We start from the raw sequence: 8,224 nt of genomic DNA on the forward strand, positions 1-8,224 counted from the left end.
GCAATGATGTCAGTCTTGGCTTGCTCCAATGTCATGGAAGCGGACAAATGAGGAGCGGAATGATGCGAAAGTATCACGTTCCGTTCTGGAGAGCAGCGGCTCTTGTAAGGGAGTCGCCGACTTTAATCTTCGGGTGGGGAACAGTACTAAGTTCCCCGCCGCAAATGGTTTACGCGCAAACTGTGGGCTTCGTGCCTGGGGGTGGCGACACTTTGCCCTCAGTGGTTCCTGCTCTTGACACCCTACCAGCTCCGAGGGGCGATCGCGAGCTTGTGAGGGTGATGATTTTTGGATAAAGCTACGCCACCCCTGGGGTGGGGCGGCTTTTTTTATTGGGTTGGTGGGCGATCAGTTATGTTCTTCCGTTTGATCGTTGACTTCCAGGCTTCAACTTTGTTGAGTTGCTCAATATGTTTGTAGACGCCTTCCTCTATATAGGAGGCGCATAAGCTAGACTGCGATCGCCCTGTCTCCGCGACGATGGCAGCAATCACCTCTGCTATATCGTCGGGAATTGTTACTGTAATTTGAGCCATACTGCTTTACTCTTTTTTCAATCAAAATATCATCCAAAAATCATCCATTTCTGGATGATTGTGGTACAGTAATGGGAAAGCGTTTGTGCGCCGCGTAGAGGATCTGATCCATCCCCTACACGACGACTTTCCCCCTAAAAGCACTAGGAGGCTCAATTATCATGACAAAGTTTAGCATCGGGTGGGGAACGATACTAAGTTTCCCGCCGCAATTAGTCTACAGCCAAACTCTAGGCTTCGTGCCTGGGGGTGGCGACACTTTACCTTCGGTTATTCCTGCTCTTGATACCCTACCAGCTCCGAGGGGCGATCGCGAGCTTGTCAGGGTGATGATTTTTGGCTCGAGCTACGCGGTCAACTACACAATTCGTTGGCTTTACAAGCTCCAGTTCGCCCAGGTTAGCGAATGGAGTTTTCTCATGCCTGCTCCCAATGGGGAATTCATGAGTATTGTTACTAAGCAAATCCCGCTCAATCGCAACATCTGATTGGTCTTCGATCAAATCTGATAAGCACCTAGAGTAGCTGTCCCAGAGAAGCTTTCAGCCCCTTAAGGGGCTGAAAAATGTCTAAGTCCTACTAGGCACAGCAGGGTTTTTTATCCTTCATTTCCACTGCGGCGACTGCACCAACATTTTGCTCTGGTGCAGTATCTCCCACCTTGACCACAAAGATTTCCCAGCGGTTACCATCCGGGTCACTCACCCATACTTTGTCTTGGAGGGCATAGCAACAGTTGGTGTTCTGTTCTTCAAATAAACTTAAACCAGCTTGGGCAAAACGCTCAATTGCAGCTTTCACCTCTGCGGTACTGTTAACTTGGATGCCCAAATGGGATAGTGCGCCGTGGGATTGTACTTTCTCGGTTAGGTTGAGAGTGAAATTAAGCGCAGGGTTTTCTAGGTCGAATTTGGCGTAGTCGGGTTTGTGCTTGACTGGGGTAACGCCAAACATTGCCCGGTAGAAGGCGACAGACTTTTCAATGTCAGTAACATTCAGCGCAACGTGGGTTTTGACAGCAGACATGGCCTTTTCCTTTGGTATTTTTACAACTATCGAAGTAAACGGTAAAAAAACACTACCCCTGCTATCGAACCATTAGCAACAGCCTTTCTGGCTGGACTTGGTTGGCAATTCCCCTGGTTCCAACTCCACAACTTGATTGCGAGTGCAACACTCTGCGTAGAAAAAATCGATTAACAGCTTGAGTGTCTCAGGGCGGATGCTGTACCAAATCCACTGTCTGTCCTTCTCCATATTGAGCAGTCCCACCTGACGCAGCTTGTCGAGGTGGTGAGACAGGGTAGGGGCAGAAATCCCCAAGTTTTGCTGAATTTCGCCTGCTGGAAGTCCTTTTGGGTAGGCAGAAAGCAACAGGCGCACGATTTGGAGCCGCGAAATCTGCCCCAGGGCGGCGAAGGTTTCAGCGATTTTCTCGACTGAGGTGGGATCTAGAGGGGTAGTTGCTTTTTCCATAGTTATATAAATATCAAAATAAGGGGAGAATGTCAAGTGGTCAGGGATGGTAAACTCCAGAACATGATGAATGACCAAGAAACGATCGCATACTTGAGAACCCCGGCGGCGATTCGCCAGAGGTGCGATCGCATGTTTAAATTAGCGTGCGATCGCCAACTCAACTACTTTCGCTGCGACTTATCCAAATTAGACAAAACAGCAGATTACGTCATCGACGTGATGCGGGAAAATTATCCCGATTTAGACATTCCTTTTCACAGTCGCTGGCGACATTTCGAGGTGGGGGATAGTTCGCGCCTTGACGAATTAGAGCGAGATTTAACACCAATTGAAACAGCGAAAGTAAAATTCGATCTAGCCATCATCAGCGTTTTACTAGATGCGGGTGCGGGTGCAGATTGGCAATATTACGAACAAGAGACGGGACAGGTATTTCGCCGTTCCGAAGGGTTGGCAGTAGCGAGTTTGAGGATGTTTTGTCAAGGTGCTTTTTCTAGTAACCCAGAACAACCTTTACAAGCAGATGCAAAAGCACTGAAAGCAATAACAATAGAAAAGCTAGCTCAAGGATTTCAAGTAAGTTCAGAAAACCCGTTAGTAGGGTTAGAGGGGCGAGTTAAATTGCTGCAACGCTTAGGAGAGATACTAACTCAAAATCCGATATTTTTTGGCGCAGAAAACTCACGCCCCGGCAACTTAGTAGATTACCTGCTCCAAAATAAAATAAGTACATGTACTCACCTGCCCACCCGCCCCTCTACCCACCTGCCTGCATCTTTGGTACTAACTGCCGTTTTAGAGGGAATTGGCGAAATATGGCCTGGGCGTTTGACCATTACAGGAGTAAACTTAGGGGATGTCTGGATTCATCCAGCTTTAGGGGGGGAGAAGGAGAGCGATCGCTATATCCCATTCCACAAACTATCCCAGTGGTTAACCTACTCGCTGCTAGAACCCCTCCAAGAACTCGGCGTAGAAATTACCGGACTAGAGGTGATGACGGGATTGCCAGAATATCGCAATGGTGGATTATGTCTGGACATGGGATTGCTGGAAGTCGTGGGCGAGGATATGCTTCAGGAAAGTCACTTGCCTGGATCTGAGGTCATTGTTGAATGGCGGGCATTAACCGTGATTCTTTTAGATCAAATTGCCGCAGCGATTCGAGAAAAGTTGAACCTGAACGAATCCCAATTACCTCTAGTCAAAATTTTACAAGGAGGAACTTGGAATGCTGGAAGAAAAATTGCCGCACAATTAAGACCAGGTGGGGTGCCGCCAATTCAAATAGAAAGCGATGGAACGGTGTTTTAATTTCAGATTAATTAAATAAGTAAGAAGAAATGAAAGCCGAAGTTACTGTAATTGAGCATCCATTAGTTCAACACAAGTTGACGCTGATGCGTCAAGCTGAAACCAGTACGGGAAAATTTCGTCAACTTTTGCACGAAATTGGCATTCTATTAGCCTACGAAGTAACGCGAGATTTACCGCTGAAATACGAAGAAATTAAAACGCCGCTTGCCCCGATGTTTGCTCCTATGCTTGCGGCGGACAAAAAAATGGTAATTGTCTCGATTATGCGGGCAGGGCAAGGACTTTTAGACGGAATTTTAGAATTAATTCCTTCAGCAAGGGTCGGACATATTGGATTGTACCGCGACCCGATCACCCACGTAGCAGTTGAATATTATTTTAAAGTTCCCTACGATATCGATCAGCGAGATGTGTTAGTAGTCGATCCGATGCTAGCAACGGGTAATTCAGCAGTTGCAGCGGTGGATAGACTTAAAGAAGTTAACCCGAAATCAATTAAATTTTTGTGCTTGTTAGCAGCACCCGAAGGCATCACCCATTTCCACGCGCAACATCCGGATGTGCCTATCTATACGGCTGCTATTGATGAGTATTTGGACGAAAACGGTTATATCATTCCTGGACTTGGGGATGCAGGCGATCGCATGTATGGCACCAAATAAGGCAAGGGGTATTTCGGATGGCGATCGCGTTAATTATTAATCATTAAATGGTAGATTTCGACGATTTTTTTGGCTTTTTCTGACCAGGTAAATTCTCGAACTCTTTCAATTGATTTGGCAGACATTTTTTGCCTTAGTTCTTCGTTTTCAACCAGAATATGGATTTTTTGGGTTAACTCTTGCGTTAAATAGTCTCTAGAAATGGGTTCGATTTTAAATCCGGTTTCTTCAGTTACATATTCCCCAATTCCACCATTGTTCGCCACAATGCAGGGAAGTCCACAAGCCATCGCTTCCAGTACCACTGCTCCCCCAAATTCTCGAATTGAAGGGAAGCAAAATATATCTGATTTTCGATAATAGACAAGTGTCTCTTCTTGGTTAACCCAGCCTGTAAATTTGACAATTTCGCCTAAATTTAACTTTTGTACTTTAGCTTCTAAGCTGCCTTTTTCCGAACCATCTCCCACAATTTTTACCAAGATTTTTTCCTTGATTGAACCTTCAAGTTTACCGATCGCTTCAATCAACATGTCTGCACCTTTATAAGGTACTAACCTGCCAACAAAAAGTAAGTTAACCTTGTTGTTGTCTTTGGGGGTTGGCTGGGCATCTAAAAAACTACTTGAAATGCCATTTTCATAAAACAAGCTAATTTTGTCGTCAGGGAGTGAAAACAGTTCTTTCAACATATTTAATGTAAAAGTCGAGCCTGCTAATATTTTGTCTGCTTTCTTATAAGTTTCTCTATAGCCTGGGATCAAGAATCGACCAACTGCCCTTAAAAAATTCAAGTAAGCAAATTCTTGTTTGGCTATATCTTGGAAACCTGCTGGAAAAGGAACACCGCCATTAACTGGCCCTATAAGAAAAGGAGTCTTTTTACATGCTTTAACTATTTTAACCGCATATCGAGGCATCATCGGAGTAATTGCATGAACTAAGTCATAGTCTCCCCGAAATACTTGATCTTTGAATTGTTCGTATACCTGGTGATTAAATTCGGCATAGATTAGGTAATTCAATGCGTTGTAAAGAGGCCAATTGAATCGTCCCCTATTTGCAATATTTGCGACAAAATTATGGTAGATTTTGCTGAATTTACTCTCGCGTGTATAAACAACTTTTTCATGCTTTTTTTGATTTTGAATCGCCTGCTTATTTCTTTCATGGGTGACAAGCGTTGCATCGACTAACTTGCTAATTTCCTTATAGTAATTATATCCTACGAGGGGAACAGAAGCCCAATCTGGATTGCATTGTTCAATGACAAGTAAAACTTTTGGTGTTGGTTTACTCATGACGTTGCCACTCTGCTTGTCTAGCTTAATTCAGTTTTTACGTATCAAAAAATATCTTTTACTATAGTAGCATTCATAATTTGCTTTTGTCAAGAAAGCTAGATTTGGTCGTAGGTTAATTTGAGCGATCGCTTTTACATGCATGACTGCACTCAGCGATCTCGACTTTCTGGAATATAAGGAATCCCCAGGGAAGCGGGCGGGGTAGACTTTCCGGCTAATCCCACTAAGGCGAATAGGGCAATAAGATAAGGCAACATGACTAAAAATTGATAGGGAATATTTAAGTTAAAGGCTTGAATTCGCAGCTGCAAAGCTTCTGTTGCCCCAAATAACAGGCAAGCAAAAAATGTACTGACGGGATGCCACCTGCCAAAAATTAAGGCAGCTAGGGCAATAAAACCTTTGCCTGCACTCATATCTTCTACGAAAAATTTGACGTGTACTAAGGCGAGATAAGCACCTCCTAATCCGGCAAGACAACCGCTGAGAGTCACGGCTACATAACGCATTAATTTAACAGAAATTCCGGCTGTATCGGCGGCGCGTGGGTATTCTCCAACCGCTCGCAAGGATAAACCGATACTGGTGCAAAATAAAATATACGTTAGAAGAGGAATTAATAAAAATAACAGGTAAACTAGAGGGTCTTCGTTAAAAAGAATATCTCCAATAATCGGGATATTTTTTAAGCCGGGAATGCCGATAATATTAATGCTTGGTAATGACTGCGCTTGTCCGCTGTTGAACAAAATACGCGCCCAGAAAGAAGTCAATCCCGCTGCGGTAAGATTAATCGCCAGTCCGGAGACTAATTGATCGACTCGTAAGGTGACGCAAAGATAGGCGTGGAGAATTCCCACCAATCCGCCGATGAAGATTGCTAATAAAATTCCTATCCAACTATTGCCGGTAAAAAAAGCTCCGACAGCACTAGCAAATGCGCCGGATAGTAACATTCCTTCTAAAGCAATATTTAACACGCCAGATCGTTCTGATAACAGTCCCCCAAGTGCAGCAAAAGCTAAAGGGACAGAAAGGCGCAAGCTGGCAACTAGATAGTCAGTTAGGAAGTTAGTCATTAATTGATTTTAGATTTTAGATCGATTTTGCTTTGGATGGGGGTGTGCGATATGCCTCCGGCACACTTCGCGAACGCTCTTCTTCCCCCGGATAGATGGCGCTAACTTGTTAAAGAAATTCAATAGTTTTTAGAGGGTAAACGAAATGCTGTTTTAAATTTTATAGGAATATGCGACGCTTGCTGCCGTTGGGTATGTCAACATACCCTGACACGAGCATCGCTGTTGTAAGTCACATAATTTGAGCAACAAAATTGAGCAAAAAACGCACTATGTCAAAAGGTCAAATCTACTGCTTCAGAGCTAGTTGTGAAGGTGCAAATAGGTTGAACAATGGTAATGTGCCGGGGTGGCTTTGTTTGGGGGTTAATTGGCAAGGTTATATGCTTTGGACGGTGCCAGAAGTTGTTGATGTGGCAAGATTATTAGGGGCATTAGAATTTGAAGAAGATACTCCCTCTGAATGGATATCGCACCTGGAAAGTTTGGGATTTAAAGATATTACTCCAGTCTGTTGCGAGGAGATGTTCGAGTCTAGGGGGTATTCTTTTTAATCAATAATTGGTAATTTTAGATTTTAGATATTAGATTTTAGATTTGCAGTTGAATTAAATCTGAAATCTGAAATCTGAAATCTGCAATTACAAGGGATTTATCCGTCGTTCGATGGCAAAACTAATGGCAATGAATAATACGGTTAATCCCTGAATGGCGTAAACGACGGTGACGGGAACACCTGCACTGCGTTGCATGACATTTGCACCGCTGCGGAGGATGGCGAAAAAGACGGAGGTGAGGAGGATACCGCCAATGTTACCGCGACCCAGGAGCGCGATCGCAATGGCATCAAATCCATATCCGGGGGAAAAGCGGTCGAATAAGCGATATTTTAGCCCCATTACCTCACCCGCACCAGCCAATCCCGCCAATCCTCCCGCTATCGCCATCACAGCAATTATAGTGCCTTCGAAGGACATGCCTGCATAACGCGCGGCAATTGGGTTTAAACCGACGGCTTCGATTTGGTATCCTAGAGGCGATCGCGCCAAGATTACCCACAATATTATTGTCGCCAATAACCCAACAAAAATCCCCGCATGAGCTTGGGTTTGAGACATAATAATCGGCAATCTAGCAGATTCAGAAATCAGCGAAGAATAAGCACTCGGCGCACCGGGTTCTTTTAAAGGATTGTTGGCTAAATATCCAATAAAATTTAGCGCTATGTAGTTGAGTAATAGGGTAGTTATTACTTCATTTACGCCTCGCATTGCTTTGAGATATCCGGGAATTAATCCCCAAATTGCACCTAAAATAAATCCTCCCAATAATGCTAGGGGTACGTGAATCAATCCCGGTATTCCTTGCAGGTATAATCCCACCAAAGCGCTACCGAGTCCACCCATGTAAATTTGTCCTTCTGCGCCGATATTAAATAACCCTGCTTTTAATGCCAGCAATACGCCTAAACTGGATAACAATAAAGGTGCGGTTTTGGTTAGCATATTGCCAAAACCGTAGTAGTTGGTGAGGGATTCTTGAATCAGAATGCTGTAAGCGGTGATGGGGTTTGCTTTTGCTAGCAGAATGAGGATAGCGCCGACGAGTAGGGCGAGGGCAATGGCTATCAGCGGCGATAGAATGGGTAGTAGATTGGAGTGAATTCGATGAGTTTGCATCACTGTGGGACTTATGTTTAGACTCCCACAGACTGAAGTCTGTGGCTAGACAAACTAAGCCTGCCTACGCAGGCTGAGAATAGTTTTTGTATTTTAGACCGCGCAGGCGGTCAAAGTTTGTATAGAGGCTAGACAAACTAAGCCTGCCTACGCAGGCTGAGAATAGTT

The 8,224-nt window shown here is 44.3% G+C and carries 11 protein-coding genes; 5 read left to right on the forward strand and 6 right to left on the reverse strand.

Going from position 1 to position 8,224, the window contains the following annotated elements; translation table 11 throughout:
- On the forward strand, nucleotides 1-296 hold a 296-nt coding region (locus tag MiSe_RS45830; RefSeq protein ID WP_226593502.1), incomplete at its 5' end, for a hypothetical protein.
- A 33-nt stretch (nucleotides 297-329) separates the two neighbouring features.
- Here the strand turns inward: MiSe_RS45830 and MiSe_RS45835 are convergent.
- Nucleotides 330-536: a YlcI/YnfO family protein gene (locus MiSe_RS45835; protein WP_226593504.1), complete on the reverse strand. Its 207-nt coding sequence runs from the start codon at nucleotides 534-536 to the stop codon at nucleotides 330-332.
- 161 nt (nucleotides 537-697) lie between these two features.
- On the opposite strand from MiSe_RS45835, the gene MiSe_RS45840 reads away from it, so the two are divergent.
- Entirely contained in the window at nucleotides 698-1,024 is a 327-nt protein-coding gene (locus MiSe_RS45840; RefSeq protein WP_226593506.1) for a hypothetical protein, read from the forward strand.
- Between the two features lie 91 nt (nucleotides 1,025-1,115).
- Here the strand turns inward: MiSe_RS45840 and MiSe_RS45845 are convergent, their stop codons facing one another.
- Together MiSe_RS45845 and MiSe_RS45850 are read right to left on the reverse strand one after the other, a co-directional pair.
- Nucleotides 1,116-1,562: an ArsI/CadI family heavy metal resistance metalloenzyme gene (locus MiSe_RS45845; RefSeq protein ID WP_226593508.1), complete on the reverse strand. Its 447-nt coding sequence runs from the start codon at nucleotides 1,560-1,562 to the stop codon at nucleotides 1,116-1,118.
- A gap of 72 nt (nucleotides 1,563-1,634) precedes the next feature.
- The gene (locus MiSe_RS45850) at nucleotides 1,635-2,012 is read right to left on the reverse strand and encodes an ArsR/SmtB family transcription factor (RefSeq protein WP_226593510.1); all 378 of its coding nucleotides are present in this window, start codon (nucleotides 2,010-2,012) and stop codon (nucleotides 1,635-1,637) included.
- A gap of 63 nt (nucleotides 2,013-2,075) precedes the next feature.
- On the opposite strand from MiSe_RS45850, the gene MiSe_RS45855 reads away from it, so the two are divergent.
- Complete coding sequence (locus MiSe_RS45855) at nucleotides 2,076-3,329, forward strand: URC4/urg3 family protein (protein ID WP_226593522.1); 1,254 nt, start codon at nucleotides 2,076-2,078, stop codon at nucleotides 3,327-3,329.
- Nucleotides 3,330-3,358: 29 nt separating this feature from the next.
- Nucleotides 3,359-3,994, forward strand: coding sequence for a uracil phosphoribosyltransferase (gene upp / locus MiSe_RS45860; RefSeq protein WP_226593512.1), 636 nt, complete (start codon nucleotides 3,359-3,361; stop codon nucleotides 3,992-3,994).
- A gap of 29 nt (nucleotides 3,995-4,023) precedes the next feature.
- Here the strand turns inward: upp and MiSe_RS45865 are convergent, their stop codons facing one another.
- Both MiSe_RS45865 and MiSe_RS45870 read right to left on the reverse strand, forming a co-directional pair.
- Nucleotides 4,024-5,295, reverse strand: a complete 1,272-nt coding sequence (locus tag MiSe_RS45865) for a glycosyltransferase family 4 protein (protein WP_226593514.1) — start codon at nucleotides 5,293-5,295, stop codon at nucleotides 4,024-4,026.
- Between the two features lie 152 nt (nucleotides 5,296-5,447).
- Nucleotides 5,448-6,377 (reverse strand): ABC transporter permease, encoded by a 930-nt coding sequence (locus tag MiSe_RS45870; RefSeq protein ID WP_226593515.1) that lies wholly within the window; start codon nucleotides 6,375-6,377, stop codon nucleotides 5,448-5,450.
- A gap of 272 nt (nucleotides 6,378-6,649) precedes the next feature.
- On the opposite strand from MiSe_RS45870, the gene MiSe_RS45875 reads away from it, so the two are divergent.
- On the forward strand, nucleotides 6,650-6,931 hold the full coding sequence (locus MiSe_RS45875) for a hypothetical protein (protein WP_226593517.1): 282 nt from the start codon (nucleotides 6,650-6,652) through the stop codon (nucleotides 6,929-6,931).
- 87 nt (nucleotides 6,932-7,018) lie between these two features.
- Here MiSe_RS45875 and MiSe_RS45880 read toward each other — a convergent pair whose 3' ends face one another.
- Entirely contained in the window at nucleotides 7,019-8,056 is a 1,038-nt protein-coding gene (locus MiSe_RS45880; protein WP_226593520.1) for an ABC transporter permease, read from the reverse strand.
- Nucleotides 8,057-8,224: the final 168 nt, after the last annotated feature.

It is taken from the genome of Microseira wollei NIES-4236 (genome assembly GCF_020521235.1).
GTDB lineage: Bacteria > Cyanobacteriota > Cyanobacteriia > Cyanobacteriales > Aerosakkonemataceae > Microseira > Microseira wollei.